Origin of the sequence: Veronia pacifica, from assembly GCF_001707825.1 — a bacterium.
Lineage (GTDB): Bacteria > Pseudomonadota > Gammaproteobacteria > Enterobacterales > Vibrionaceae > Veronia > Veronia pacifica.
In genome coordinates this window covers 1-25,309 of record NZ_LYBM01000040.1, presented here as the reverse complement: position 1 = coordinate 25,309, position 25,309 = coordinate 1, and the positions used below count along the sequence as shown (strand labels likewise).

Here is a 25,309-nt window from a genome sequence, read left to right as displayed (position 1 = left end):
ATGAGTAATGAAATGATTTACGGCATTCACGCCGTAAAAGCTGTACTGGCAGCGGATCCTGCCCGTTTTATTGAGGTATTTGTCCTCAAAGGTCGCCAGGATGACCGCATGTTACCTGTTCTGAATGAACTGGCCTCTATGGGTGTCACTATTCAAGAGTCAGGTCGTAAAGCACTGGATGACAAAGCCAAGGGGGCTTCCCACCAAGGGATCATTGCGCGGGTAAAACCAGGGCGTCAATACAATGAGAATGACATCGACATCATTCTTGATGGTAAAGAAAACCCGCTGCTGCTCGTGCTTGATGGCGTGACTGACCCACATAACCTCGGCGCTTGCCTGCGTAATGCAGATGCTGCTGGTGCCTGTGCAGTGATTGTGCCGAAAGATAAATCCGCGCAGCTGAACGCTACGGCTCGTAAAGTGGCTGTCGGTGCCGCTGAGGTTGTGCCTTTGGTACGTGTGACCAATCTGGCCCGTACTATGCGCAAACTGCAGGAAAAGGGTGTGTGGTTTGTAGGCACAGCGGGTGAGGCGACCTACGATATTTACCAAAGCAAACTGACCGGGCCGTTAGCCATCGTGATGGGGGCTGAAGGTGACGGTATGCGTCGCCTGACCCGAGAAACCTGTGACGAGCTGATCAGCATTCCCATGTCAGGCAGTGTATCCAGCCTGAATGTGTCCGTCGCGACGGGTATTTGTCTGTTCGAAGCCGTCAGACAGCGTCAGGCCTGATAGACAACAACAAAAGAGCAGCCTGCATCGGCTGCTTTTTTATTTCTGCCCTCACCAACGCCAGTTTTGCTGTCCTTCCATCCAGTAACTTGGTCATCCACAAGAGAAATCCTTTCATTTTCAATTTTTTCTTGCCTGAACTGACGAATCTCTGTACTATTCCGCCTCCAAATTCCCGGTCTTTTAACTCAGTTCCTTGCTTCCGCTGGACGACCGGGCCAAGCGTGGAAGCTGAATAATCCGTAAGGAGCAACCAATGCGTCATTACGAAATCGTATTCATGGTGCACCCTGATCAAAGCGAGCAAGTTGCTGGCATGATCGAGCGTTACACTGGTTCTATCAAAGAGTCAGGTGGTGAGATCCACCGTCTGGAAGACTGGGGCCGTCGTCAACTGGCTTACCCAATCAACAAGCTGCACAAAGCACACTACGTTCTGATGAACGTTGAAGCTGAGCAAGCTGTGATTGATGAGCTGGAAACTGCGTTCCGCTTCAACGACGCTGTGATCCGTAACATGATCATGCGTACCAAAGGCGCTATCACTGAGCCATCTGTGATGATGAAGGCTAAAGAAGAGCGCGCCCCACGCCGTGAAGAGCGTGCAGAAGCTCCTGCAGCTGAAGCTCAACAAGGCGAAGCAGCAGCTGAGTAATTTGTGTTGAAGACCAATCGAATGGCGCTGGCTGGCGTTATCGCCAAAGGCCCGATTCGACGCCAGAGTCCTGCCGGTGTATCTCATTGTCACTTTGTGCTTGAGCATAAATCGGAACAACAGGAAGCTGCACTGCCAAGGCAGGTATATTGCCGGATCCCGGTGGTTATCAGTGGGCAGGGGTCGCAAACTCATACTCAACATTTAGCTTTAGGCAGTAACATTGAGGTCAGCGGGTTTCTCGCTTACCAAACCGGCCGAAACGGCGCAGGTAAATTAGTGTTACATGCCGACAAAATCATAGATATTTAGATCAGGAGATAAGCCCATGGCACGTTTCTTCCGTCGTCGTAAATTCTGCCGTTTCACTGCAGAAGGCGTACAAGAGATCGACTACAAAGATGTAGCGACTCTGAAAAACTACATCACTGAAGCTGGTAAAATCGTACCAAGCCGTATCACCGGTACCCGTGCTAAGTACCAGCGTCAGCTGGCTCGCGCTATCAAGCGTTCACGTTACCTAGCCCTGCTGCCGTACACTGACAAGCATCAGTAATCGGTACTTTTTAGTTAACAGAGGATTAGATAATGCAAGTTATTCTGCTTGATAAAATCGGTAACCTGGGTGGCCTGGGTGATCAGGTAACTGTTAAGTCTGGTTACGCGCGTAACTTCCTTATCCCACAAGGTAAGGCTGTTATGGCAACTAAAGCAAACGTTGAGCACTTTGAAGCTCGTCGTGCTGAGCTGGAAGCAAAAGTTGCTGAAGCTCTGACTGCTGCAGAAGCACGCGCTGAGAAAGTTAACGCTCTGGAAGCGGTTCAAATCGTTTCTAAAGCGGGTGACGAAGGCAAACTGTTCGGTTCTATCGGTACTCGTGACATCGCTGATGCAATTACTGCAGCTGGCGTTGAAGTAGCGAAGAGCGAAGTTCGCCTGCCAGAAGGTGCACTGCGTAACGTTGGTGAATACGAGATCAGCATCCAGCTGCACTCTGAAGTATTCGCAACGGCGAACGTTGCAGTTGTTGCTGAGTAATCAGTTACAACACGCTTCGGAAAAACCGGTCTTAATGGCCGGTTTTTTTGTATCTGGCGTGGGCCTATTTTCATTCCCCAGTCTGATGCTGTCTCACCGCACCGTCTGCGTGACACCTCAAATACAAAACTAAAGCGCTCAATTTATTGCCATTTCCCGTTGCAGGGAAAAAACTTAACTATGCCAGCGAAACACAGCGTTGTAAGCGCTATAATGGCGGGCGCAGTGACAAGGTAAGAACACTATGGCAGAACAACGCAGCAATAAACCGTTTAATTCCAATAACCGATCCAGAGATAAACAGCTCGACGCGCTGAAGGTGCCGCCTCATTCCCTAGAGGCAGAGCAGTCCGTGATTGGTGGCTTGATGTTGGACAATGAACGCTGGGACACAGTGGCTGAAAAAGTCATTGCCGGCGACTTTTACAGCGCCCACACCGTCTGATCTTCGAAAGTACCAAAACCATATTGGATGGCGGCTCGCCGCTGGATCTGATCACCCTATCTGAAAGCCTTGAAAAGCAGGGGCTTCTGGAAGAGGTGGGCGGTTTTGCCTATCTTGCTGAACTTGCCAAAAATACCCCGAGTGCCGCCAACATCTCTGCCTACGCAGAGATTGTGCGTGAGCGTGCAATGGTGCGAAACCTGATTGGTGTTGCTAACGAAATTGCCGACGCAGGTTATGAGCCAGAGGGCCGGACATCTGAAGATCTGTTGGACATGGCAGAGAGTAAAGTCTTTGCGATTGCAGAATCCAGAACCAGCGAAAGCGAAGGTCCACAGCACATCGATTCTGTACTGTCTAAAACCCTTGAGCGGATAGAAGTCCTGTTCAAGAGTCCACAGGATGGTGTTACGGGTGTATCCACCGGATTCTCTGACCTCAATAAGAAAACAGCAGGTCTTCAGGGGTCTGATCTGGTCATCGTTGCCGCCCGTCCATCGATGGGTAAAACCACGTTTGCGATGAACCTGTGTGAAAATGCCGCCATGGATCAGGAAAAGCCTGTCCTCATCTTCTCGCTCGAAATGCCTGCAGAACAGTTAATGATGCGTATGCTGGCCTCATTGTCCCGTGTTGATCAGACCAAGATACGTACTGGTCAGTTGGACGATGAAGACTGGGCAAGGATCTCCTCCACTATGGGGATCCTCATGCAGAAGAAAAACATGTATATTGATGACAGCTCTGGTTTGACGCCAACCGATGTGCGCTCTCGTGCCCGTCGTATTGCCCGTGAACATGGCGGTCTGTCAATGATCATGGTCGATTACCTTCAGCTGATGAGAGTACCTGCGCTGCAGGATAACCGGACACTGGAAATCGCAGAGATCAGTCGCTCGCTCAAAGCATTGGCAAAAGAGCTGAATGTACCTGTTGTCGCCCTGTCGCAGCTTAACCGCTCATTGGAGCAGCGCGCTGATAAACGCCCTGTTAACTCAGATCTTCGTGAATCTGGAGCAATTGAGCAGGATGCCGACCTTATTATGTTTATTTATCGTGATGAGGTGTACAACCCAGAGAGTCCACTGAAAGGGATAGCGGAAATCATCATTGGTAAGCAGCGTAATGGTCCTATCGGTTCCGTCAGGCTCACTTTCCAGGGACATTATTCCCGTTTTGATAACTATGCCGGTCCGGCCTTTGACGAAGAATAACGGGAATACCGCCAGATGATGAAAGCTGCGTACGCGCAAATTGACCTTGATGCATTGAGTCACAACCTCAGAGTCATAAAACAACACGCCCCAGACTCCAAGATGTTGGCAGTGGTCAAAGCCAATGGCTACGGCCATGGCCTGTTGCCCGTTGCGAATACACTGGAGGAGACCGCGGATGGCTTTGGTGTTGCCCGTATTGAAGAGGGGCTGACCCTAAGGGCTGGCGGTATCGTTAAGCCTATCCTGTTACTTGAAGGGTTTGTGGTCGCAGACGATCTTGCCAAGTTGGTGGCTAACAATTTTGAGACGGTCGTGCACTGTAAAGAGCAGTTGGACGCACTGGAAAACGCGCAGCTCGATCGTCCATTAAAAGTGTGGCTCAAGCTGGATACGGGCATGCATCGCCTTGGCGTACGAACCGAAGAGTTCAATGAGTTTGTCGAGCGCCTGTCAGCCTGTAAAAATGTGTCATCGCTGAATTTTATGACCCACTTTGGCTGTGCGGATGAGCTGGACAGCCCCATCACCCCCATGCAAATCAAGTGTTTCAACGATCTTGTGGGTGAACTGCCGGGAGAGCGTTCTTTGGCTGCGTCCTCAGCCTGCCTGTCATGGCCTGATAGCCATGCGGAGTGGGTGAGACCGGGTATTTCTCTCTATGGTGTATCACCGTTTTCTGAGCGGAAAGGCTTGGATTTTGATCTCAAACCAGCCATGACACTCACATCCAGCCTGATCGCGGTACGCAAGGTCACACCGGGCGAGTCAATTGGTTATGGTGGCACTTGGGTTTCAATGAACGAAACACGCGTGGGCGTGATTGCCATCGGCTATGGTGACGGCTATCCCCGCATGGCACCAAACGGCACACCAGTGCTGGTGAACGGCAGAAAAGTCCCGGTTGTTGGCCGTGTATCTATGGATATGTTGATGGTTGATCTGGGTCGCGATGCCGAAGATAAAGTTGGTGATGAAGCTATCTTGTGGGGACAAGGATTACCCGCTGAAGAAGTGGCTGCCCATATAGGTACTATTGCCTATGAGCTGCTGGTGAAGCTGACCTCCCGAGTGATCCTCAGGTATTCATAAAGCCAACAACTGAGCCTTGGGTCGTTTCTGCTTTCTCTGTTGCTCATGACCGCTCTATTCCTTAGTAAAAAGGACATCGCAAGTCTCAATGTCCTTTTTGTTATCACTCCCCCTGCAAAGTGATCACCACTGTTCGGCTTCCTCCGTGGTTTCTGTGTTCTCCCAGATATATGCCCTGCCAGATACCAAGATTTAGCTGACCGTCAGTGACGGGAACAGTGACACTTGAACCAAGGATACTGCTCTTGAAGTGTGCGGGTAAATCGTCACTTCCCTCATAAATATGCTGGTAGTAGGGTTCATTTTCAGGGACGGTATGATTAAAAAATTGCTCGAAATCAGCCCGAACGGTGGGATCGGCATTTTCATTGATCGTCAGCGACGCCGAGGTGTGTTTGACAAACACATGCAGCAAGCCAACGTTTACTCTATGCATCTCGCTAATGGCCTGCTCTATCTCCTCCGTGATGAGATGGAACCCCCGCTCCCGAGGCCGTAGCCGAATTTCTCTTTGCTCCCACATGCCAAATTCCTTACTTATTCAAAGTGACGATAAAAGTGTGTCTAATTTGCTATGTTCTGGTCGATGTGTGTTGCCACGTTTTGACGAAGTTCTTTCAAATGTTGTTTAATTTCATCATTGATGAGATGAAAGCCGCTTTCTCTAACTTTCAGTTAGATCTCTTTTTGAAACCGTATCAATTGCGCCGTATTATCGGTGAACCGTTTAATGGTGGCGATTTAAAGACGTAACTCCCTGTCGGTGAATGATTAAATCTATCGCAGGGATAGATAAAATAACGTTCACAATGTCACACTAGCTATGTAGGCTATGTTGTAAGATAACCAACATTTGAAATGTTCGCAGGCTGTTGAGCTTTAAAGAAAAAACAGAACTGCAGATTTTCTTGCTCTGCTGGGCCGGACTCCGCCTCATAAGGACTAATTAATTATGCTATCCAATATCAATCCGACGCAAACGGCAGCGTGGCAAGCGCTGACTGCTCATTTTGAAGATGCACAGGATTTGAACCTAGCGACTCTTTTTGCCAACGATCCTAACCGATTCAATAAGTTTTCTGCCCGTTTTGGTGAAGAGATTCTGTTAGATTACTCGAAAAACCTGATCAACGAGCAAACGCTGGATAAGCTATTCGCGCTGGCTGACGAGACAAAACTCAAGTCAGCGATTGCCGCGATGTTCAATGGCGACAAAATTAACCAGACCGAAGATCGTGCCGTATTGCACGTTGCGCTGCGCAACAGAAGCAACACGCCAGTCATGGTTGATGGTGAAGATGTGACGCCAAAGGTCAATGCGGTACTGGAAAAGATGAAAGGCTTCTCCGACCGTGTGATTGACGGTGAGTGGAAAGGCTTTACTGGTGAAGCGATCACCGACGTTGTGAACATTGGTATTGGTGGTTCTGATCTGGGTCCATACATGGTCAGTGAAGCGCTGGCCGCGTATAAAACCCGCCTTAACATGCATTTTGTATCTAATGTTGATGGCACTCATATCGCTGAGACATTGAAGGGACTTAACCCAGAAACCACACTGTTTCTGGTCGCGTCAAAAACCTTCACAACACAGGAAACTATGACCAACGCGCATTCTGCCCGTGACTGGTTCCTGGAAACGGCACAAGATCCGGCCCATGTCGCCAAGCACTTTGCTGCCTTGTCGACCAACAGCGGTGCGGTGGCTGAGTTCGGCATTGATACAGCAAACATGTTCGAGTTCTGGGACTGGGTCGCGGCCGCTATTCACTGTGGTCTGCAATTGGTCTGTCAATCTGTCTGGCGGTTGGTTACGACAACTTTGTTGATCTGCTGTCCGGCGCACATGACATGGACAATCATTTCAAAGATGCGCCACTGTCAGAAAACTTGCCAGTGATCCTTGCCTTGATTGGTATCTGGTACAACAACTTCTATGGCGCAGAATCAGAAGCGATTTTGCCTTACGACCAATACATGCATCGTTTTGCTGCGTATTTCCAGCAGGGCAACATGGAGTCGAACGGTAAGTACGTTGACCGTAATGGCAAGCCAGTTGATTACCAAACGGGTCCTGTGATCTGGGGTGAGCCTGGCACCAATGGCCAACACGCTTTTTATCAGTTGATTCATCAGGGAACCAAGCTGATCCCATGCGATTTTATCGCGCCGGCACTGAGCCATAATCCACTGAGTGACCACCATCCGAAACTGATGGCGAACTTTTTTGCCCAGACTGAAGCATTGGCATTCGGTAAAACCCGCGAGCAGGTAGTGGCAGAGTTTATTGCTGCAGGTAAGCCTGAAGCCGAAGTGGAAGCCTTGATTCCTTTTAAAGTGTTTGAGGGTAACCGTCCGACCAACTCCATTCTGGTGAAGCAAATTACACCGCATACACTGGGCGCGTTGATTGCGATGTATGAACACAAAATCTTTGCTCAGGGTGCTATCTGGAATATCTTCAGTTTTGATCAATGGGGTGTTGAGCTTGGCAAGCAACTGGCGAATCAAATCCTGCCTGAACTGAGAGACCAATCAGACGTGGATAGCCATGACAGTTCTACCAATGGATTGATCAATGCGTTCAAAGCGTGGCGTCAGTAATCTGAATTTTGCTCCAGAGATTCAGGGAGCGAGAGGCCAGAGGGAGAGTTTGACCTCGCTGGCGTAAACAAGAAAAGCCGCGATATATCGCGGCTTTTTTTATAAAGACAACCAGCAAATTACGATTGCCAGTTCACCGGAACAGATTAAATACCACGTTAAAAAGTGGAAGCACTGTCAGTTAACCGTCGAAACAAATTTCAATATGGGCAGAACCAAATTCAGATTTGAACGGCATGATAATGATGGGCCCTTCACCTTTGTGGGTGATGGTATGGTCTTTACCCGATACAACGATAGGCGTTGCCATATCAAAATCAAACCCTTTTTCTGCCAGCAGGCGCTTTGCACCACCTGTTACCATATTCGTGATTTCGCCGACCATGTCGGTCACTTCTTCATTTATCGAGCTTGGTTTTTCACCCAGCATTCGATTCATAATCTCTAAAGCGAGCTTCTCTTCAAAACTGACAGAGAATGAGCCTTTGGTCTGAGGGCCTACCATGCCAATCAAACCAGACACATCTCCTTTGGCTACCGAGCCTTTTTTTAGTTGCGGTTTTTCCGGTTCAATGTCTAACTGAGCCATAGTGGTTAATACATTGACCAGTGACGCTAAAAATGGATTAACAAATTCTACGCGCATAATTTTCGTTGACCGTCCTACTGCATTTTTTTCTGGGCCACATTACAGGCCTGACAGACACCATGAGTTTCAACAACGTGATGACTGACGCGGAAGCCAAGAACACTTGCCTTTTCCTGTAAAGCGGAAGACAGGTCGTCAGTATGGCATTCTTCGACTGCACTACAGACATCACAAATCAACAATTGGGAGCAATGTTGCTCATGCCCGGGTAAACAACAGGCGATAAAGCTATTCGCTGATTCCACTTTGTGAATGAAACCTTGTGCGAGCAAAAAATCCAATGCCCGATAAACAGTAGGCGGTTTGGCCTGTGGCTCAGTTTTCTTCAGCACATCCAGCAAATCGTAAGCACTGATCGCCCGCTTGCTGTTCACAATGATTTCATACACGCGTTCGCGCTGAGAAGTAAGACGAACACCTCGCTTCTCGCAAAGTTCGTGAGCCCGGCTGAGTAGCTGTGAAAGATTGGCCATGAAACCTCGACATTCAGTTTTAAGATCACATTCTATCACAGCAGATGACGGGTGCACTTCAGAACCCTACGCAAACACTTGTCTGGTTTAGTGTAGTTGACTATTGATCACAGACTGGCAGTGAGCGGAAAAATTATTTAGTCTCACACCATATATGTTTGATGGTAACACTATCATTTACCACAATTTTTCGACTGTTCAAAAAGTATGTAAAAAATTTATGTCAAACTCGCTCCTCATTGTCCCATTACCCTCACTGGTTCACCGCATAGGTGGTGAGGCAGTAAAGAAAGCGAGAGCGCTCGCGTCTCAGTATCAATGCCAGCTAAAACGGGTGCGCCGATCCCGTAACTGGCAGCTGAGTGGCGAAGCCATGCGCCTTGATGAACTATGCAATCAACTGGATAGAGAGAGCGAGCTGAAATACCTTAAACAGAAAACAGAACAAAAATTGCAGCTTCATCCTGAGCTGCTCGAAACAAAGGCGGCAAAACTGAGGCGGCTAATAGAGAATGACCCTACCATTACCCTCGCTGAATTGGTTGCACTCACACAATGTACTCTGTCAGAAGCCAGAGCCGCCCGCTTAAATGAAGACGATTTTTAACCTTGTACGGTGTTAGCGGGACACCACAGTCTGATCCTATGCCCATCGGGATCAGCAATGACAAAGGTCGAGCCGTACACGGCCTGCGTAATTGGCTGAGTAAGTTCTCCCCCTGCGGCAAGCCAACGTTTCAACATTCGCTTCAGACTGGCAACGTCACTGACTTTTAGTGATAGCTCTGAGAGAGTCAAAATCCGCCTTTCATCTCCATTTTCTATTTCCTTCAGCTCAATATTGAACGATGGACTGATAGGGAAAGAGACAAAAGTGGGTGATAAAGCCTGTTCCTCACAGGCAAGAATGTTGCGATAGAACAAAACACTTGTAGATAGGTTACTGACATAAAGCACCAGTGAGTCGAGTTCAAGCATGAAATGTTTCCTAGCGATAAAAAAGACGCTGAGAAGTTTAGTCACCAAGACTGACAGTTCATGTCAGGAGAGAAAAAAAGGAGAAACTCTGCGGGAAATATGAGATTTAAATTGACTACATAATTGAACACTTCAAGTGCTTAACGATGCGATTAAATGAAGTGTGTATCGATAAATAGCAATAAATTAAACGCCCTGTCTGAATTATTAGTTCGCATTAATTACGTATTAAACAGTCTCATATATAAGATTATTGAATTATATTTTCCGTAATTGAGCGATAACTTTATTGATTTTTTATAACAAGAAGAGAAAGTAAAACCATTTGCATATGATAAAAATATAATCATTACATAAGCATATAATTTTTTAATCATATATAAAAAGTAATTAAAAAAATAAACCTATTAATTTTTTGGCTTTTTTTATTTTTTGTAAATCTTGTCTACGCTGTATTAGCTGTTTTTATATAAAACGTGTTTTATACATCAGCAAATTTATTTTAGGGGTTTTAATAATAAAAACAATTACTTAAAAGTGTGGTTGAAACTACACAAAATAAGGATTATTAAATTATGATTAAGTCTATTGATAGGGCAACAACAAAAAGCGCATATAAATCAAAATCTTTTAAGAAAACAGACAATAGCGCTACAAATTCAGACGCTAAAATTAAAACAAAAAAAAGACCGAAAAGACATAACGTAAATAGCGAAGCGCTTGCGACGAAAGTAAAGCAAAACGAAAAAACATTCAGATCAAAAATACCAAAAGATATTGAGTCAAATCAGGTTCTTCTCAAAACTCTGCAAGAAAAGCCTTTCACCAAGAGCGAGGAGGGTAAAGCGCCCGGAACCGGGGATGACACTCGAATCCAATTATATAGCACTGAAGCATCTACAAACGGAAGAGAGAGGGGCTTGTTCAGTCGCTTTCTCGGAAAGATTGATGGTTTTTTAGGGTTTGATAAATCACCTGAGCGCCGTGCGCGTAAAGTTGTACCTCAAGGATGGACCCGTCGTTTATCAGGAGCAGTACAAATAAAAGGGGATCCCAATGTTAAAAATCAAAAGCACTACGAAGTTGATGGTGTGAAGGGAGAAATTACGCACAAGTCGCCCAGAGAAGGTGCTGGTCGAACGACATATCATAAAGACGATGTTTATGATGCATTGATGTTTTCTCACATAGCGTATGAAGATAACGTAACAAAAGCGACGAAAAAACATCTGGGTGACAGGAATCTGGACCTTGTAGAATTTGACGGCTTGCCCTCGACGTACAGCTACAAAAATGGTGTGTACACGTTAGACAGTAAAAGCAAACACGGCACTTTGGATGGACAGGCTTCCGTATGGCATGACAAGGACACAGGAAAACTGCACGTTTCGTTCCGTGGTACCGAGGGAAATAAATTTGCTAAAGATCCATTAGCACTTCTGAAGGACATTAAAACGGATGCGAATATGTTATTTTCGTTATCCGGCATCCCCACGGATGATTTTTTGCCTTTGATGGATGAAGTTAACAAATATGCGAAGGAACAGAACCTTGATGTTGTTGTGTCAGGCCACAGCCTTGGCGGATGGTATGTAAACAATATCGCGGAACTCGCAGATGAGAGATATAAAGGTGGACCTCTAGATGATGCCACCTATGTAGGCTTCTCTTCTCCATATTTTGCACGAAATGCAAACGTTTTGAATGTTGGCTTAGATGATGATCCTATATATGGCGCCGCATCGCCGTCGAGTTACCATACTTTTGGCGAGCCAAAGGCTCACAGAGAGGGGCCGCATGTTGGTCGATTCTTCTTCGGCGACTACACTCCCGCTGCGCATTTAAAATTATGGCCCAGTCATGAAAGAGGCGTTATCAGAGAGGTTGTCGACCAATTGTTCCGCTAATCAAGACAATGGGCGTTATCTGAAGAGCACAAGTGATTTACTCGTTACGACGGTTAATAGAAATATATTGATGTGCTTTTTCAAAAGTCGACGCTGAACTCCAATAATGCCCATTAACAGGCAAAGCAGAACGGTAACCTGCTTTGCCTTTTTTTATACCAGTAAATACAGCATCTTATTTCCGTTTTATAAACAGGCCTATTTCGTCAGTGTCTTCAAAGATGCTGGAACAATCAGCTTATGAATGGGGATGACAGGGAACATATATAGCCTGCCAAGCATGTTGTGAATGTGAACCACTGTGGTGGCGTGTATTGTCTCTTTATCGCCACTGACATCGCGCAGAATGGAGACACGAACATCCAGATGTTTATCGCTATCTTCGAAAATTGCCTCATCATCTGTGCTGCTTATTAATGTGAAAATACCGACCCTGTCGCCGGGTTTGTATGCGTTTGCTGTTTTACCGGGTTTAAGATCCTGAAACCTGCCAAGATTTTTTAAACCGAGTTTAGAAACGATTTGGTTTCGCCTATCCATCAGAAAAGATATCCAAGAGGGCATTTCTTGCGCCATCTCGATAAATATATCCAGAGCCACTTTATTCTTGCGGGCAGTGGTGACAGAGAAGCTGTCAGAAAAGTAAGCGCCTTTTGCGTATTCCCGAAGTGCTGATTGCTGGGGGATAGTCATGTAAACCTCCATATACTGAGCAAATACCTGATAATTCAACGACATTAACCTGACTGTTCTGCCCTTACTCTATCGCCATTTTTGTGCTATTAAAATTGTTTATAAACAGCGGGTTGAATTAAAATACCGGCTGAGTGGCGATGAGTCGAGAATTAAAAAAGATGCGATTGATTGGGCTGCTGAATCCGCCCGTGACCAGCCCCAGTTCAACGGCTCTTACATTGAAAGATAAGTGACAGGCTAAGTATTCGTTGCCTGACGTAGACATATTCCAGGGAAGTCAAAGCCGATTATTTTTACAGGGTTTTCATAGTAACCAGTGGGCGGAGGATTATCAGAGTATATCGATATTTCCGGATACTATTCGCATAAGACTTTTCTAATTAACTTGCTTATTTTTTATCGTCAACGTTAGTGAAAGAAATAAGGCCGGGACTCATTAGTTTACCGGTCAAACTCTATGGCCCCAGCCGTTATTACCAACAATCCTATCTGTTTTGAAACGCTATTTTTCGCGACCGGTATGTGCGAAATATTTAAAGGTAACGCTATTTTTAGTGAGGGGCATACAAGGGGTCAGCGTGAACCTGATTTCGGTCAATCTTTCTTACTCCACACGCTTCCTACACCACACGCTTCTTACACCAACGCTTGAGAAACCAAAAGACTGGCAGTTACGGCCGCTGATGCTGTTGGCCTCGACGTCCGTGAGCAATACTTTCACATCATTCTCGATGGCATCTTTTATTCGTGATGAAAGTAATGCGGTTTGACAACCTTTTCCACGATATTCCTCCTGTGTAAAGGCGTTGGCTAATATCGCGTAATCACCATCAATAAAGCTTGTTGCCCAGGCACACGGTTTACCGTCTATTAACGCCACATAGCAACGAAATGTATCGGTACAATAAAGCGAGCGCTTTTGCAGCCAAATATTATCTGAACATTGCAAGCCAGACGTTTTTAGCAAGGCTAAAAATGCATCAGCGTTACTTTCTTCCAACCGCTCAACCCTAATAGTATCTGCGGTGCTTTTTATATCGATTGCGCTTAGATTTTCTATCTGGAGAAATTCATGTTCAAAGGTTCGAATAAATCCATGATCTGTTAACCATGTATTGATTTCCGGCGAACTTGCTTTGGGTTCAACACAAATTTCTGGTGATAAGTTACTGTCGAATAACATTAGGCTGTTTGCCAAGATATCTTCGTCACAAATGTCTTTAATGATAATTTGATTATCATATCGACGTGTCTTGTCTATGTAGGTGGTAATACAAGGTGATTCTTTAATGACGAGCTCACTGAGTAAGTCAGTAGATAGAGTACGTTGGTTATTGAAAATAAAATAAGATTTGTATGCTTCTTGTACTTTTTTGTTCTGCATCGATCCCTCGATATAAATTGAAATAGCACTTTTTCGCCCCGATCTGCTTTTAACGTTAGGGGAAGATAGCGAAGAGAGGTATTGAAACGATAAATATTATTCCTGCGTTAAAACAGTCTCGACAAACGCCGATTTTTTAAGACGATACTTATCTTGAGGCCAGCCCTCGCAAGACACTTTAAGCGCGTTGTATTGTTGGACTAAAAATGGTTTTTCGCGGAGCTTATTTCTAAAACCGATAAAACATTCAAACTCCGCGCCATGAGCAACAACCTGAAAGGCGACATCTTCACCTGATGTACTTTCTAACATGCATAGCTCAGGTGTTCTCAGCGTATCGGACTTTTCCTTAAAGCCTAATGTTGTGAGAATTGTGACGGCATTCTCCAGATCCTTGCCGTTCACTCCAACAAGTATGTCCAAGTCACCTTTAGATATGGCCTCGGGAATAGAAGACGCCCCTATGTGTTCAATCACGGCGTCAGGAAGTAAAGCCTGTATCTCGTGCTGATACCTTTGATATAGGGCTTGGCAAGATGGCTGATATTCTTCGGCACTGTAAAACTGCATGTTATCTCCTAAAAGGAAAAATACTGACAGAAAAGCCTTTTGCTTTTAAGAAACGATATTCAAAGCCTTAATTCAAATGCATGGTGGTAATTTCAGGCACATCACGCAAACATCGATTATTAATTAAGAGCAATGCATATCAACGTTCATAGGACAGGGCGGGGGGCTTATATGTTTGCCAATCACCTTGTATAATCCCGCCCTTATTTTGAACATCTCTATTTACTTTGAAACGCCGTTTGCCGCGATTAGTCATGATGGCCTAAAATTCACAGCCTTAAAAATGGCGAATTCGTCGACACAGGGTTTGTGAACCTTGATATTGGGGCGCTGGATTTTTACGGGCTTACAGAGAGTAACGCCCTTATAGTAGAACAATCTGATAACCGTTATTTTATCGACCAGTCAGAAACCAAACCGACCAGCGGCAAATACCGGATCGACATTGAGGGCAGTTTGTCAGTAAACCAGATTCAACGTCTACCGGGTAAACTGGTGATTGATTTCAATGGCGAACGTTTAGAACTGGCCGAGAGCGATATCAAAGTTCTGGGTCGTGTCGCTATGACAATGAGTAAAGATTGATAAAAGAAAACCCCGTTAAGGGGTTTTTGGGTAACGCCTGCATCAGGTGCGCCGTAGGCGTCACCTGGATGCACTTGTTAGATTGAAATTACTCCGACTCGATTTTGATTAAGCTTTTAATATTAAAAGGAAATCTTTTTAGTTCATCACTAAAAAATAGAGCAAATAGAGTATTTATTTTATCAACGGTTTCTAGGTAATGTTTCTTCCATTTTCCAAATTCAGCGTCAGAAAACTCTTGATTAAACTCAGACTCCTTCTGAGTTTGGAAGTATTGAAGAGATTCAGCATGTATATGTTTCGAGAAAAATTTCCACTTGCTAGATATTTGTTCAACGAGCAATGAAATCTTATTTTTAGTTTCTCTATCTGAGAACCTAGGGTGTTCTTTTATATAATCTTTAAGTTTATCGTGTTTAATTACAAACTTTCCAGACTCCCACTTCTCTAATTCAACAGGGTGTTGGTAGAAGTATATACTTTGAAGAGAGAGTTCGATTAAACTTCTCAAATGCATATTTGACGTTCTATAAAGACCTATGCTTGACAAATAATATGAAGAATTAACATCTTGATGTAGTTCATCCATTAAATGGTTCAAGTTGTCTTCTTTAATTGAGTTAAGTCCTTCTTTCCAGTTTTTAAAGTACAGTGTTCTGAGGTAGCATTCATAGAACCCTACCTCTTTGTACTTGTCTAAAGTTTTATCTGAGAAACTTTTGAAGTGACAATCATATTTTGTGTAATCTTCTTGAGCATTAGACTCTATAATTTCTTTCACTAGTTATAAGTCCTTAAGTATCTCTACCCATTTGTTTAGCTCAATGGAGTTGCTTACTTTTCTTGATGAATGCGATTTAGTTTTTAGGGCATATCCAGCATCTTCAATAGCCCAAAGTAATGACCTCTTTAACTTACGCTTAACTTCAGGATCTTTTTCTACACGCTTAATTATTCGAGAAATTGTAGTGTCTCTTGAAGCATTTTGGGACTTAAATTCAACATCCATTTCTTCGTTGGCAAAGAATATAATGTCCTTAATATTTGGAAATATTGATCTATCAGACATTATCTCCCTAATGATTTCCAATTTATCTTCATAAGAGTAAGAAGAAATATCAGAACCTAGATTGTTGATGTCGATAAATACTTTGTATTGCTTAATAAAAGACTTAAGATATGAAGTGTCTAAACCCTTCTTTTCATAGTCTGATAAATCTTTTAATATTCTTTCAAGGTCATGGAGATGCTTAGCCATTAATTACCCTCCAGAGTCAATAACAACTCTTTAACCAGGTTGCCGTATGAAACCACACCAGATTCATTAGGATACTGAATTCTAGCAGGTGAGCTAGATGAGCTAGCTTCGCTCACTTTTATGTTTTTAGGAATTATAGTGTTGAAACTATGAATGCGTTCATTTTCACATACTTCTCTAATTTTTGGAATGAACTCAGAATGAAGGCTTGTATTTCGTTCAACTCTTGTGAACATACATCCTAAAAAGGTAACATCTATCTCCAACTCCTCTCTTAATTTCTTCACTCTGTTAATCAGTAAAGGTAGGCCCAAGAATGAATAAAAATCTGGTACTATTGGAGTTACTATATGGTTAGATGCAACAAGTGCATTTTGAGGTGCAAGAGTTAAGTTTGGTGGACAGTCTATGAGTACATAATCATATTCTTTATTTAGTTTCTTTATTTGCCTAGATAGTATTTTCTCTCTTCCTGCTTGAGAGCTTAAATCTAAATCGAGAAAGGTTAAACTCAGATGTGAAGATATTAAGTCTAGACCTGAGATTCCTGCGACATCTTCAATTACAGCATTATTTATGTCGTACTCATCACTTCTGCTAGATAAATTGTTATTTCTACCAAGAACATCTGCAATTGTATTATTTGATATGTTTTCACTCCAGTCATCATAACGGACGAATGAAAATGTCGCATTGGTCTGAGGATCAATATCAATAAGTAAGACTCTCTTGTTGTGATCAGTGGCCAATATTGTTGCCATTTCCACAACCGACGTTGTCTTTCCTACACCGCCTTTCATATTGATAAATGATATTACTTTCACAAACACTCCTTAAATGTGATTTGCTTCGATGTATATTTTCAATCTAACAGTGTTATATACCCCAAAGTGTCCAATATAATTCCTACGATTTGTCCAATATAATTCATGGGTAAAATCTGACATCGTCTGTACGCCTTGAGTCCACTCACATGCAGAGTCTTGTATCAAACAATGTGCGGGAAAAAACACCAAACTGGGGATATAAATTTTATTGGATGCAGCATACCAAACTGGGCATGAGGCGAGAACGCTGCCTAAGTGCGCTCGCTCGAAAAGCCATCATATTTTGTGAGGAAATTTGCAGCGTACAGCGAAGTGATTTCTATTCGCTTTTATCGGTTGCGAGTGTGTGAAAGGTTTGGGTGCAAAAGGCTATAAGAAGGTGGCCGAGAGCGATATCAAAGTTCTGGGCCACGTCGCTATGTCGATGAGTAAAGAGTGGTAAAAGAAAACCCCGCTAAGGGGTTTTTAGGTAATACACAATTAAGGTGTGAGCGGCGCAGCAACTGAACTAAACCACTGCGCCGTAAACACTTAACTCAACACGAAGTGAGAGCCCAAAGCGTTGCGAATCAATGTTGAGTTGTTTGTTAAATTTCTTTTAGGACGAATACTGGAATTTTTCCTTTCCATTCCGTGTCATCTCCCCACTCTAATTTGACATCAATTGACAACCTCGAATGCACCAATTGCATTGATTGAATAGAAACTTTAGCAATCCTTTTTATAAAAGGTAGTGACCTACTTTCACCAGATAAAATATGGTTTTTCATCGGAATCAACGACAGTCGAATGAACTCCATTTTTATCAAACGCGCCATAAGCTCAAATTTGTTATGATATTGATTGTAATATGAGCTTACTTTAGATCCCAACCAAGGAGATTCTTCAATTTCTCCCTTAATCACCCCCATAGATGTACTGAGACGCTGAATGGCAGCTTCTTTACCCGAAATACGTGTAATACCATTTTCGAAACATAAATCACCATCAGGTCCCAACCTAAGATCAGAGCCAATGTTATTTGGGTCTTCAACAGGCTGCTTATCCGCAACAGAGAGGTCAAGAAAGGTTCCGTTATCTTGTTTGAGCGAGATTGATAGCAGTTTTCGAGCATCACCTTGTGATTCAATAACAGCAAATTTTTCATGCTCATTCCGATTATTGAATTCCAATATATATTGATTAAGTTGACTGAACTCGCCAATAACCATACCTACCAATTCAAACACCCATTTATTCGAGTCAACGATGCTCCATCGAACATTGATCATTAAGTCGTCTCCCAGCTGCAAAAAAGTAGCACTTTGAGCTACTTTCTCCACACTAGGATCTCGAAGTGTTTCTGCTGCCTTATATTCAGCTTCTTGCTTCCACTGCCTTAGAGTATCGATGGAATAAATTGTATAATCTGAATCAATAAGAGTGCCGTGGTCCTTGCACATCCATATTCCGTTTGTAATCGATCGCCTTTCTTCTGTGGACATACGTTGGTCATATCGAGGTCCATTTGGAGCCGCCGCGCATATATGTGCTGCAGTTCCATTATTTATTCTTTTTTTAGGATCTGCCGAATCCGGACCTACTGTATTTTTACCACAGCCAGGAAAAGAACAACGCCAAGCAACTCTCTCAGCCATTGTTCTTTTTGTTGTTTCTGTAAACTCGTCTCTACTTTTGCTCACTTACAAACTCCAAATTAGAAACATAACAGTATCGTATACGCCAAAGTGTCCAATATAATTCATGGGTAAAACCTGACATCGTCTGTATGCCACGAATCCACTCATGTGTAGAGTCTTGTACCAAACTATGCGCGGGAAAAAACACCAAACTGGGGATATAAATTATATTGGCTAGAGCATACCAAACTGGGCATGAGGCGAGAATCTAACCGAAGTGTGTTCGCTCGAAAAGCCATCACCTTTTGAGAGAAAATTTGCAGCGTGCAGCGAGGTGATTTCTATTCGCTTTTATCGGTTGCGAGTGTGTGAAAGGTTTGGGTGCAAAGGGCTAAAAAAACGTAGCCCCCGTGGTGGCGTTTTATCATTCAACGAGTGTTTTTTCATGCAGCTTATGCGGGAATAGTTGGGTGTAAACCTGCCAAAGTATGTTTAGGTTTCTATGGCCTGTTACCTGCGCCACTTCTTCTATGCTGTAACCTGCCTCAAACAATCGGCTGGCACCTTCCCGGCGTAAATCGTGATAACGCAAATCTTCAATGCCCAGTGCATTGCGTACCCGCTGAAACCCTGCGGTCACACTGCGCGAATTGTAAGGGAATATGCGGTCACTGGTTTGCGGCTGTCGGCGGGCAATGGCAAAGGACTCACCCAGCAGGGGCACCTTCAATATGGCCTACACCATGCTTCTCTATTCCTGCCACCCGCTTTTTTGCACAAGACAGGGCATTGGCTTTTTGCTTATATGTTTGCCAATTACCTTGTATAATCCCGCCCTTATTTTGAACAACCCTATTTACTTTGAAACGCCGTTTGCCGCGACCAGTTTGCGCAATGTTATGGATAATGAGGCCATTTTGTCCTTATGGGTGAGGTGTACTAAAACTGTACCAGAGGCCAGAAATAAGCGAGTTCAAAGGATCAACAGGTAAAGTGAAGTTATGTCAAACCCATTGAAAACGCATCCAGACAGCAATTGTACTGAGTCCTTCCCCATGCAACGGTTCAGTGTTGCCCCAATGCTCGATTGGACTGATCGCCATTGCCGCTACTTCCACCGTATTTTGTCAAAAAATGCGCTGCTATATACCGAGATGGTGACTACTGGAGCCATTATTCACGGTAAAGCGGATTACCTGCGTTACAGCGACGAAGAGCATCCTATTGCGTTGCAACTCGGTGGCTCGAATCCGGCTGATCTGGCGCACTGTGCCAAGCTGGCGCAAGAGCGAGGCTACGATGAGGTTAACCTGAACGTCGGTTGTCCGTCTGATCGCGTGCAAAATGGTCGCTTTGGTGCGTGTTTGATGGCGGAGCCTTTGCTGGTTGCTGAATGCGTGGCGGCCATGCGTGAAGTGGTAGATATCCCGGTCACGGTGAAAACCCGAATTGGTATTGATGAGCAAGACAGCTATCAATTCTTGGTCGATTTTGTCGGCACAGTGAAAGAAAAGGGCGGTTGTGACGATTTCACAATCCATGCCCGCAAGGCGTGGTTATCTGGCCTGAGTCCGAAAGAAAACCGTGAGATCCCACCACTGGATTATCCGCGTGTTTATCAGCTGAAAAAAGACTTCCCTGATCTGACCATGGCAATCAATGGCGGTATTAAATCAATGGATGAAGCAGAGGAGCATCTGCAACACCTTGATGGTGTCATGATTGGCCGCGAAGCGTATCAAAGCCCGTATATTCTGGCTGAGGTCGATCATCGACTGTTTGGCTGTGAAAAGCCGATGCTGAAGCGTCGTGAAGTTGTTCATGCCATGTTCCCGTACATCGAGGAACAACTGTCCCAAGGGACTTACCTCAATCATATCAGCCGTCATATGCTGGGTTTATTCCAGAATATGCCAGGTGCCCGTCAGTGGCGACGTTATATCAGCGAAAATGCACACAAGAAGGGTTCTGGTATTGAAGTACTGGAACAGGCGCTGGCGAAGATCCCTGCAGAACTCGACGTGTAACGCGCATTTTTCCTTCACTATGGCGAATGCGGTAAATTTAACCAAAATAGTGGTTAATTTTACTGTTTCCTCAATGCAAAACACCACCGCAAGGTGGTGTTTTTGTTTTAACTCATTGATATATATTGATTATAAAAAGTTGGCCTGCTTTGTGCAATGTACCGAGCAGACGGTAGAGACAGTGTCATCAGACAAACAAAGCAATATGTATTGAGAAGAGGGAGACAGGTATGACTGAATTGCTATTTTTGATTGGATTTGGACTTGCATTAGTAATGACAGGAGTCAGTGCTATCGGTATTTTTGCAGCAATCGTAGTGGGCTTTGTGATCATGGCTTTTGCAGGCATGCTGGGCCTTCTGTTTAAAATGCTGCCATGGATCATTCTGATCGCAGCGGTTATCTGGTTATGCAGGGGAAAGGATAAGAGTGCCCGCCGTTGCCGCGATTATTGTTATGACCGTTCACGCAGCTACAGAAAACGTTACAGATAAACATACAGAACAACTGCCGCCCCGCTGGAATTTTTTTCCGCCGGGGCGGATTCTTTTTTAGGCATCTGATATAGTGCGGCGGACTTTATTCAATGAGATAGGCGGAGTCCTTGCCATGAAAAAAACAACCCTTTCTGTTTTAGCGCTTTCTGTCGCTGGTGTCCTGTCAATGCCTGCGCAGGCAGACATGCTTTTGGGTGGAAAAATTGGTTACGATGCATGGTATGCAAAGTCTGATGTTAGCCAACAAAAAGATGATGAGACCAAACTGCACAGCTCGTTTCAGGCATCTCTAGAACACTTTATCCCTCTGGTTCCGAACGTAAAAGTTCGTTTTACCAAAGTGGAATCAGACGAAGATGTTAATAAGGTAAAATTTGATCAGCTTGATCTGACTGCGTATTACGAGATCCTGGACAATGATCTGGTATCGGTTGATGCTGGTCTTACACTGCATAAGTTCGGTGGCGGTGAGGCGAAGCTGGCAGGTTTAAGTCAGACGTTCGACAACTATCAGCCAGCGGTTTATGGCGATGTTCGCGTCGGTATTCCAGCTACTCCTCTGTCTGTGTTCGCGACAGCAAATGTAGGTAGCTACGATGGTTCGAAAACGTTTGATGCAGAAGCTGGTGCCATTTACTCGCTGGGTCTGGTTGCTGCAGACCTAAACTTTAAAGCGGGCTATCGCATGATGGATCATGATTTGAATTTCTTCTCTGGCAAAGTCAGCACGTTGAAATACAAGCAATCAGGTCTGTTTGCTGGCGTAGAAATCGATTTCTAATCGAGCTTTCTGAAGAAAAGCCGTGCTCTGCGCGGCTTTTTTGTTTCTGCCTATCTCACCCTGTCGGGTTGAAAACCGACGACAGCCAGCACAACAAAAATCAGCGTACAGCTGAATACCACAATAAAAGCCTGAAGATTGAATTGCTGATACAGGGCAAATCGAATCAGCTCTACCCCGGATGTGAAGGGATTAAACCGACATAGCTGATAGAGCCAGATACTGGCTTCCTGCATTTTCCAGAGCGGGTAAAGCGCGGATGACATGAAGAACATTGGGAAGATGACAAAGTTCATGACTCCGGCAAAGTTTTCAAGCTGCCGTATCCTCGATGCGATAACAATTCCCAGTGCACTGAGCATCAGAGCTGTGATAAACAATGCAGGTATTGCCATCAAATATCCCTCCAGCATCAGTGGTCTGTCGTAACAGGCGGCAATGATCAGAAACGCCGCAACCTGAAGCAGAGAAACCGTCGCACTGGCGATTTGCTTACACAGTAGAAGGAAGGACCTCGGCAGAGGACTCGTCAACAGCACTTTTATGCTGCCCATTTCACGGTCATACACAATCGACAGCGAACTCTGCATCCCGTTAAACAACAGGATCATGGCACACAAACCGGGGAGGATATATTCCTCATAGTTAATGTAGGTCGCATAAGGTTCCATGATCGCCACCCCAAGCGCTGCCCTGAATCCCGCAGCAAAGACCACCAGCCATAACAAGGGGCGAACCAGACTGGCTGCAAACCGGGATCGTTGGCTAAAAAATCTCAGCCATTCTCGCTGACAGACCCCGATAAAGGCGTACCAGTATTTCATATGGCCTCTTTATCGCGATGCTGACGGATAAACCCACTGTTCAACATATCCCGGTTATCCCCTTTCTGTCGCTGTATCACTTCGGGTCAATAGGGCAAACACGTCTGAAAGGCTCCGCTGACCATGCTTTGTCGTCAATGCTTTCACTGTGCCCTGTGCCTGTAACTTACCTTGGTGAAGGATGAGTACATTGTCGTCATGACTGGCTTCATCAATCAGGTGGGTTGCCCACAACACGCAAAGGGGATGTTGACGACAAAGATCGCGCACGGCTTTTGTAAGATCCTGACGGGCTTTGGGATCGAGGCCGCTGCTGGGTTCATCTAGCAATAACACGCTGGGTGAATGCATTAATGCCCTGACCAGTTCAGTACGCCTGCGATGACCACCGTTAAGTTGCCTGACGGTATCGTTGAGACGTGATAGCAGTTCAAAGTGTTTGAGCAAAGGCGTTGCTTTTTCAAGGCTGTGTTTTTTACTGAAGCCATGCAATGCGCCGTAGTAACTGAGGTTCTGGACGACGGTCAAATCAAGATCCAAGGTGCTTTGCTGAAATACAATACCAAGCTCCGCCATTGTGTCGGAGCCCGGTGTTTTCCCCATCAACGTCAGGCTGCCCTGCTGGCGTTGGCTTAGGTTTGCCAGTAGTGAAAACAGGGTGCTTTTTCCTGCGCCATTCGGACCCAATAAGATATTCAATCCCGTATCAAGCCGAAAGCTGACGCGGTCGAGAGCTACCCGCTGACCATATCGAAAGGAAACCTCATTTACCTTTATCATCGGTTGGCAACCTGACGCACCGTGACTCCCCAAGGGTAACGACCCACTTTGACCGTTTTCTCGACCCGTAAAGAGGGCACATCAATGATAGAGACATCACCACTGACACCATTGGTGGTCAGCAACTTATCTTGAGCTGCGTTAAAGGCCATTTGCCAGACACGGCGACCCACCAGCAGATAATCTGTCACTTCGTGACTCTTTGCATTAACCACAGCAACGTGATTTGCCGGACCAAGCGCGACAAAAGCGTGCTTTCCGTCTTGGCTGAGTTTAACGCCAACTGGCTGTACCTTGTCTCTGTGAACACCTTTAGGCGCGAAGGTGATTTTTTTGATGATTTCTCGACTTGCCGTATCAATCACAGTAACCGTCCCCCCAATTTCGGCGCTGACCCAAAGCTCGCTGCCATCCGGGCTGAATTCTGCATATCTGGGTCTGGCATCAACCTGAGTGTTGTGAAACATGGTCTGGGTGGCAGTATCAATCCAGTGCGCCATGTTGGAGGTTTCTGACGTCATGATAGCGATTTTTCCGTCCGGGCTGACGGCGACACCTTCAGGTTCAACGCCAACTTCCACCTGCGCGACAACGTCTGAATCAGGAATATTGACCACAGTCATCAGTGCATCGTCTTCATTGGCAATGTACAGGTACTTCCCGTTGGGATGGAGAGCAAACAGCTCAGGATCCTCCCCTGACGGTAGCTCTCCGAGCACCTCGCCGCTGTCGGGATCGACGATCTGTACCGTGTCAGATTCACTGGCGCAGATATAAAGGTGCTGACGATCTTTGCTGATCTCTATCCCCCTTGGGCGATCCCCTACCGTAAAGGTATTGATCACCTCGTAGCTGTTCATATCGATCACGCTGACCGTGTTGTCCTTTTCATTAGTGACATAGGCCAGCTCTTTTGCCATACAAACAGGTGAGAGTAACAGGCTGGCGGCCACCAGCCATACGCTGCGACAGATATTCATAGTGAGTCCTTTTGTCTGAAAATCCTGCATTGGCTTTGGGGACGGTCAATGCCTAGTGTATCCAGCTCATTGTGGGGGTGAAGAAAGCCATCAAAAGGGGCACTGGTGACCAGTGCCTGATCGTGAAACAGAGGGACGGGCTGACGGAGCTGACCATTCCATGTCCGGTATGTCAGCTTGCGACCCTTGTAGCCGGCGAGCTGAAAGTCATTTGAAATAAGGTGGTTGCGAATAGTTGTGGTGTCGGCTTTACCCAGCTTGGTCACTGCCTCGCTGATAGAACGCACCGCTGCCCATGCTGCAAATCTTTGCTCGACATATAACGGTTATATTTTTTCCTAAACCGATTTTGCAGCTGTATCGCTCCCCACTGCTCAATGGTCGAATGCCAGCCGTTGCTGCGAAGACCATGGGTGCCAATCACAGGGCGTGGCAACCAGGTATTAAACGGCAGGTGCTGACCAAACAGCATGCTTGCATCGGCAACCCAGACGACATCGTAGTCGCTCGCCTGTGTGAACAGTGGCATCTCCTTCGATGCGCTACGGCGCAGGTCGGTCTCAAAATTCCATAATTTCTCGCTCACGATACGATGACCGAACTTGGCGATGCTGGCTCTGGCTGCATCCAGATAATCGTTATCTGGGTCATGAGACCCGGAGACCAGAAAAATCTTGCTGAGTTTCCG

Annotated in this window: 28 protein-coding genes and 3 pseudogenes; 14 read left to right on the top strand and 17 right to left on the bottom strand. The window is 45.3% G+C overall.

All coding sequences use genetic code 11. The annotated features are described in order from the left end of the window. The 7 genes and pseudogenes from rlmB to alr all read left to right on the top strand — a co-directional run bounded on the left by rlmB (position 1) and on the right by alr (position 5,182). A complete protein-coding gene (rlmB, locus tag A8L45_RS18050) occupies positions 1 to 738 on the top strand; it encodes a 23S rRNA (guanosine(2251)-2'-O)-methyltransferase RlmB (RefSeq protein ID WP_068904756.1) in 738 nt (245 codons plus the stop codon). A 256-nt stretch (positions 739 to 994) separates the two neighbouring features. Next, complete coding sequence (gene rpsF, locus A8L45_RS18040; protein WP_068904754.1) at positions 995 to 1,393, top strand: 30S ribosomal protein S6; 399 nt, start codon at positions 995 to 997, stop codon at positions 1,391 to 1,393. Between the two features lie 21 nt (positions 1,394 to 1,414). Beyond that, the gene (gene priB / locus A8L45_RS18035; RefSeq protein WP_068904753.1) at positions 1,415 to 1,705 is read left to right on the top strand and encodes a primosomal replication protein N; all 291 of its coding nucleotides are present in this window, start codon (positions 1,415 to 1,417) and stop codon (positions 1,703 to 1,705) included. A gap of 16 nt (positions 1,706 to 1,721) precedes the next feature. Then, positions 1,722 to 1,949 (top strand): 30S ribosomal protein S18, encoded by a 228-nt coding sequence (gene rpsR / locus A8L45_RS18030; protein ID WP_002539422.1) that lies wholly within the window; start codon positions 1,722 to 1,724, stop codon positions 1,947 to 1,949. Positions 1,950 to 1,981: 32 nt separating this feature from the next. Next, positions 1,982 to 2,431 carry a 50S ribosomal protein L9 gene (gene rplI, locus A8L45_RS18025; RefSeq protein ID WP_068904752.1) on the top strand — a complete coding sequence of 150 codons (450 nt, stop codon included), beginning with the start codon at positions 1,982 to 1,984 and terminating at the stop codon, positions 2,429 to 2,431. Positions 2,432 to 2,675: 244 nt separating this feature from the next. Next, positions 2,676 to 4,090, top strand: a pseudogene (locus A8L45_RS18020) (replicative DNA helicase). 18 nt (positions 4,091 to 4,108) lie between these two features. Beyond that, entirely contained in the window at positions 4,109 to 5,182 is a 1,074-nt protein-coding gene (gene alr / locus A8L45_RS18015) for an alanine racemase (protein ID WP_068904775.1), read from the top strand. A 103-nt stretch (positions 5,183 to 5,285) separates the two neighbouring features. On the opposite strand, the gene A8L45_RS18010 is transcribed toward alr, so the two are convergent. Beyond that, positions 5,286 to 5,705 (bottom strand): secondary thiamine-phosphate synthase enzyme YjbQ, encoded by a 420-nt coding sequence (locus A8L45_RS18010; protein WP_068904751.1) that lies wholly within the window; start codon positions 5,703 to 5,705, stop codon positions 5,286 to 5,288. 429 nt (positions 5,706 to 6,134) lie between these two features. Here A8L45_RS18010 and pgi point away from each other — a divergent pair. After that, a pseudogene (gene pgi, locus A8L45_RS18005) lies at positions 6,135 to 7,786 on the top strand (glucose-6-phosphate isomerase). Positions 7,787 to 7,967: 181 nt separating this feature from the next. Here pgi and A8L45_RS18000 read toward each other — a convergent pair. Together A8L45_RS18000 and zur are read right to left on the bottom strand one after the other, a co-directional pair. Continuing rightward, entirely contained in the window at positions 7,968 to 8,432 is a 465-nt protein-coding gene (locus A8L45_RS18000) for a chemotaxis protein CheX (RefSeq protein WP_068904750.1), read from the bottom strand. A gap of 17 nt (positions 8,433 to 8,449) precedes the next feature. Next, positions 8,450 to 8,908 carry a zinc uptake transcriptional repressor Zur gene (gene zur, locus A8L45_RS17995; protein WP_068904749.1) on the bottom strand — a complete coding sequence of 153 codons (459 nt, stop codon included), beginning with the start codon at positions 8,906 to 8,908 and terminating at the stop codon, positions 8,450 to 8,452. A gap of 220 nt (positions 8,909 to 9,128) precedes the next feature. On the opposite strand from zur, the gene A8L45_RS17990 reads away from it, so the two are divergent. Further along, positions 9,129 to 9,515, top strand: coding sequence for a ribosome recycling factor family protein (locus A8L45_RS17990; protein WP_068904774.1), 387 nt, complete (start codon positions 9,129 to 9,131; stop codon positions 9,513 to 9,515). On the opposite strand, the gene A8L45_RS17985 is transcribed toward A8L45_RS17990, so the two are convergent. Next, the gene (locus tag A8L45_RS17985; RefSeq protein ID WP_068904748.1) at positions 9,512 to 9,886 is read right to left on the bottom strand and encodes a VOC family protein; all 375 of its coding nucleotides are present in this window, start codon (positions 9,884 to 9,886) and stop codon (positions 9,512 to 9,514) included. The two genes, A8L45_RS17990 and A8L45_RS17985, sit on opposite strands and share 4 nt — an antisense overlap. Before the next feature lie 575 nt (positions 9,887 to 10,461). Between A8L45_RS17985 and A8L45_RS17980 the strand changes: the two genes are divergently transcribed. Beyond that, on the top strand, positions 10,462 to 11,793 hold the full coding sequence (locus A8L45_RS17980; protein WP_068904747.1) for an alpha/beta hydrolase family protein: 1,332 nt from the start codon (positions 10,462 to 10,464) through the stop codon (positions 11,791 to 11,793). A gap of 198 nt (positions 11,794 to 11,991) precedes the next feature. Here A8L45_RS17980 and A8L45_RS17975 read toward each other — a convergent pair whose 3' ends face one another. The 3 genes from A8L45_RS17975 to A8L45_RS17965 form a co-directional block, all read right to left on the bottom strand. Then, on the bottom strand, positions 11,992 to 12,486 hold the full coding sequence (locus A8L45_RS17975) for a DUF2867 domain-containing protein (protein ID WP_068904746.1): 495 nt from the start codon (positions 12,484 to 12,486) through the stop codon (positions 11,992 to 11,994). A gap of 607 nt (positions 12,487 to 13,093) precedes the next feature. Next, complete coding sequence (locus A8L45_RS17970) at positions 13,094 to 13,873, bottom strand: GNAT family N-acetyltransferase (protein WP_068904745.1); 780 nt, start codon at positions 13,871 to 13,873, stop codon at positions 13,094 to 13,096. Between the two features lie 96 nt (positions 13,874 to 13,969). After that, positions 13,970 to 14,443, bottom strand: a complete 474-nt coding sequence (locus A8L45_RS17965; protein WP_068904744.1) for a GrpB family protein — start codon at positions 14,441 to 14,443, stop codon at positions 13,970 to 13,972. A gap of 267 nt (positions 14,444 to 14,710) precedes the next feature. On the opposite strand from A8L45_RS17965, the gene A8L45_RS17960 reads away from it, so the two are divergent. Continuing rightward, entirely contained in the window at positions 14,711 to 15,028 is a 318-nt protein-coding gene (locus tag A8L45_RS17960) for a S24/S26 family peptidase (RefSeq protein ID WP_083228406.1), read from the top strand. 88 nt (positions 15,029 to 15,116) lie between these two features. Here the strand turns inward: A8L45_RS17960 and A8L45_RS17955 are convergent, their stop codons facing one another. The 5 genes and pseudogenes from A8L45_RS17955 to A8L45_RS17935 all read right to left on the bottom strand — a co-directional run. Then, entirely contained in the window at positions 15,117 to 15,809 is a 693-nt protein-coding gene (locus tag A8L45_RS17955) for a hypothetical protein (protein ID WP_068904743.1), read from the bottom strand. A 3-nt stretch (positions 15,810 to 15,812) separates the two neighbouring features. Beyond that, entirely contained in the window at positions 15,813 to 16,286 is a 474-nt protein-coding gene (locus A8L45_RS17950) for a hypothetical protein (RefSeq protein ID WP_068904742.1), read from the bottom strand. Next, entirely contained in the window at positions 16,286 to 17,110 is an 825-nt protein-coding gene (locus tag A8L45_RS17945) for a ParA family protein (RefSeq protein ID WP_083228405.1), read from the bottom strand. The genes A8L45_RS17950 and A8L45_RS17945 overlap by 1 nt, the downstream gene beginning before the upstream one ends. Before the next feature lie 590 nt (positions 17,111 to 17,700). Beyond that, positions 17,701 to 18,795: an HNH endonuclease gene (locus A8L45_RS17940; RefSeq protein ID WP_083228404.1), complete on the bottom strand. Its 1,095-nt coding sequence runs from the start codon at positions 18,793 to 18,795 to the stop codon at positions 17,701 to 17,703. A gap of 361 nt (positions 18,796 to 19,156) precedes the next feature. Further along, positions 19,157 to 19,456, bottom strand: a pseudogene (locus A8L45_RS17935) (tyrosine-type recombinase/integrase); the annotation flags it as partial. 277 nt (positions 19,457 to 19,733) lie between these two features. Here A8L45_RS17935 and dusA point away from each other — a divergent pair. The 3 genes from dusA to A8L45_RS17920 all read left to right on the top strand — a co-directional run bounded on the left by dusA (position 19,734) and on the right by A8L45_RS17920 (position 22,037). Then, complete coding sequence (gene dusA / locus A8L45_RS17930) at positions 19,734 to 20,759, top strand: tRNA dihydrouridine(20/20a) synthase DusA (RefSeq protein ID WP_068904740.1); 1,026 nt, start codon at positions 19,734 to 19,736, stop codon at positions 20,757 to 20,759. A 230-nt stretch (positions 20,760 to 20,989) separates the two neighbouring features. Next, positions 20,990 to 21,253 carry an envelope stress response protein PspG gene (gene pspG, locus A8L45_RS17925; RefSeq protein WP_068904739.1) on the top strand — a complete coding sequence of 88 codons (264 nt, stop codon included), beginning with the start codon at positions 20,990 to 20,992 and terminating at the stop codon, positions 21,251 to 21,253. A 115-nt stretch (positions 21,254 to 21,368) separates the two neighbouring features. Further along, a complete protein-coding gene (locus tag A8L45_RS17920) occupies positions 21,369 to 22,037 on the top strand; it encodes a TIGR04219 family outer membrane beta-barrel protein (protein WP_068904738.1) in 669 nt (222 codons plus the stop codon). Positions 22,038 to 22,087: 50 nt separating this feature from the next. Here A8L45_RS17920 and A8L45_RS17915 read toward each other — a convergent pair whose 3' ends face one another. The 5 genes from A8L45_RS17915 to A8L45_RS25050 all read right to left on the bottom strand — a co-directional run. Next, positions 22,088 to 22,861, bottom strand: a complete 774-nt coding sequence (locus tag A8L45_RS17915; RefSeq protein WP_068904737.1) for an ABC transporter permease — start codon at positions 22,859 to 22,861, stop codon at positions 22,088 to 22,090. A 54-nt stretch (positions 22,862 to 22,915) separates the two neighbouring features. Continuing rightward, a complete protein-coding gene (locus tag A8L45_RS17910) occupies positions 22,916 to 23,641 on the bottom strand; it encodes an ATP-binding cassette domain-containing protein (RefSeq protein ID WP_068904736.1) in 726 nt (241 codons plus the stop codon). Next, on the bottom strand, positions 23,638 to 24,621 hold the full coding sequence (locus A8L45_RS17905) for a YVTN family beta-propeller repeat protein (protein WP_068904735.1): 984 nt from the start codon (positions 24,619 to 24,621) through the stop codon (positions 23,638 to 23,640). Before A8L45_RS17905 ends, A8L45_RS17910 begins: the two co-directional genes overlap by 4 nt. Beyond that, positions 24,618 to 24,908, bottom strand: a complete 291-nt coding sequence (locus A8L45_RS17900) for a type 1 periplasmic-binding domain-containing protein (RefSeq protein ID WP_139122411.1) — start codon at positions 24,906 to 24,908, stop codon at positions 24,618 to 24,620. Before A8L45_RS17900 ends, A8L45_RS17905 begins: the two co-directional genes overlap by 4 nt. Beyond that, positions 24,884 to 25,309, bottom strand: a 426-nt coding sequence (locus A8L45_RS25050) for a type 1 periplasmic-binding domain-containing protein (protein ID WP_489886352.1), incomplete at its 5' end; no start/stop codon positions are given. The genes A8L45_RS17900 and A8L45_RS25050, both read right to left, overlap by 25 nt.

Bases quoted from the DNA above. Each gene is read 5' to 3' on its own strand.
- rlmB (WP_068904756.1), top strand. From the start codon at position 1: ATGAGTAATGAAATGATTTACGGCATTCACGCCGTAAAAGCTGTACTG.
- priB (WP_068904753.1), top strand. From the start codon at position 1,415: ATGGCGCTGGCTGGCGTTATCGCCAAAGGCCCGATTCGACGCCAGAGT.
- A8L45_RS17980 (WP_068904747.1), top strand. From the start codon at position 10,462: ATGATTAAGTCTATTGATAGGGCAACAACAAAAAGCGCATATAAATCA.
- rpsF (WP_068904754.1), top strand. From the start codon at position 995: ATGCGTCATTACGAAATCGTATTCATGGTGCACCCTGATCAAAGCGAG.
- A8L45_RS17985 (WP_068904748.1), bottom strand. From the start codon at position 9,886: ATGCTTGAACTCGACTCACTGGTGCTTTATGTCAGTAACCTATCTACA.
- alr (WP_068904775.1), top strand. From the start codon at position 4,109: ATGAAAGCTGCGTACGCGCAAATTGACCTTGATGCATTGAGTCACAAC.
- A8L45_RS17905 (WP_068904735.1), bottom strand. From the start codon at position 24,621: ATGAATATCTGTCGCAGCGTATGGCTGGTGGCCGCCAGCCTGTTACTC.
- A8L45_RS17965 (WP_068904744.1), bottom strand. From the start codon at position 14,443: ATGCAGTTTTACAGTGCCGAAGAATATCAGCCATCTTGCCAAGCCCTA.
- rplI (WP_068904752.1), top strand. From the start codon at position 1,982: ATGCAAGTTATTCTGCTTGATAAAATCGGTAACCTGGGTGGCCTGGGT.
- rpsR (WP_002539422.1), top strand. From the start codon at position 1,722: ATGGCACGTTTCTTCCGTCGTCGTAAATTCTGCCGTTTCACTGCAGAA.
- zur (WP_068904749.1), bottom strand. From the start codon at position 8,908: ATGGCCAATCTTTCACAGCTACTCAGCCGGGCTCACGAACTTTGCGAG.
- A8L45_RS18010 (WP_068904751.1), bottom strand. From the start codon at position 5,705: ATGTGGGAGCAAAGAGAAATTCGGCTACGGCCTCGGGAGCGGGGGTTC.
- pspG (WP_068904739.1), top strand. From the start codon at position 20,990: ATGACTGAATTGCTATTTTTGATTGGATTTGGACTTGCATTAGTAATG.
- A8L45_RS17975 (WP_068904746.1), bottom strand. From the start codon at position 12,486: ATGACTATCCCCCAGCAATCAGCACTTCGGGAATACGCAAAAGGCGCT.
- A8L45_RS17915 (WP_068904737.1), bottom strand. From the start codon at position 22,861: ATGAAATACTGGTACGCCTTTATCGGGGTCTGTCAGCGAGAATGGCTG.
- A8L45_RS17910 (WP_068904736.1), bottom strand. From the start codon at position 23,641: ATGATAAAGGTAAATGAGGTTTCCTTTCGATATGGTCAGCGGGTAGCT.
- A8L45_RS17920 (WP_068904738.1), top strand. From the start codon at position 21,369: ATGAAAAAAACAACCCTTTCTGTTTTAGCGCTTTCTGTCGCTGGTGTC.
- A8L45_RS17970 (WP_068904745.1), bottom strand. From the start codon at position 13,873: ATGCAGAACAAAAAAGTACAAGAAGCATACAAATCTTATTTTATTTTC.
- A8L45_RS18000 (WP_068904750.1), bottom strand. From the start codon at position 8,432: ATGCGCGTAGAATTTGTTAATCCATTTTTAGCGTCACTGGTCAATGTA.
- A8L45_RS17990 (WP_068904774.1), top strand. From the start codon at position 9,129: ATGTCAAACTCGCTCCTCATTGTCCCATTACCCTCACTGGTTCACCGC.
- A8L45_RS17950 (WP_068904742.1), bottom strand. From the start codon at position 16,286: ATGGCTAAGCATCTCCATGACCTTGAAAGAATATTAAAAGATTTATCA.
- dusA (WP_068904740.1), top strand. From the start codon at position 19,734: ATGTCAAACCCATTGAAAACGCATCCAGACAGCAATTGTACTGAGTCC.